The following is a 736-nucleotide window of genomic DNA, read 5'->3' as shown; positions in this document are numbered from 1 at the left end:
GGCACTGTTACCTTAACCTAAGTGTAAACATCAGTTGCGATAACGGGTGATGACCGAACCTCGTTCTTCGCTTTACCGCCGCCATCGTTATCCATCTGAGATTATTGCAGAGGCGGTGTGGTTGTATTTCCGCTTTCCGCTAAGCTTTCGCATGGTTGAAGACATGCTGGCTTATCGTGGCATCTTCGTCACATATAAGACCGTGTACGAATGGGCGGAGAAATTCGCACGTGCTTATGCCAGTAATATCCGTCGCCGCACACCGCGGCTTGGCGATAAATGGCACCTGGATGAATGTGTAATATCTATCAAAAGTGAGCATCACATTCTTTGGCGAGCAGTTGATCAGGATGGTTTTGTTTTGGATGTTCTGGTCCAGAAACGCCGTAATACCAAGGCCGCCAAGCGCTTCATGCGCAAGCTTCTCTCTGCACAGGGCTGTGCACCCCGGATCATGGTCACCGATAAACTACGATCATATGGCGCTGCCAAACGAACGATGGGACTTAGCGTTTGCGATCATCGCCAGCATAAGGGTTTGAACAATCGGGCAGAGAATTCGCATCAGCCGATCCGACGACGAGAGCGGGTTATGAAGCGCTTTAAATCGGCGCGACATGTGCAAAATTTCACGTCGATACATGATCCGATCTACAACCTAAATTATTTCCCCCGAAACCAATTCAATGCCGCCGATCATCGTGAGTTACGACAAGCCGCCACTGACATGTGGCGC

General features: G+C 50.0%; 1 protein-coding gene. It reads left to right on the top strand.

What is annotated here, in order from left to right; all coding sequences use genetic code 11:
- Positions 1-49: 49 nt before the first annotated feature.
- Positions 50-736 (top strand): IS6 family transposase (locus F9K94_RS24250; protein ID WP_151610749.1); only part of this gene is annotated, 687 nt, incomplete at its 3' end.

Origin of the sequence: Brucella tritici (genome assembly GCF_008932285.1) — a bacterium.
Taxonomy (GTDB): Bacteria; Pseudomonadota; Alphaproteobacteria; order Rhizobiales; family Rhizobiaceae; genus Brucella; species Brucella tritici.
This window is presented reverse-complemented; position numbering and strand designations above follow the sequence as displayed.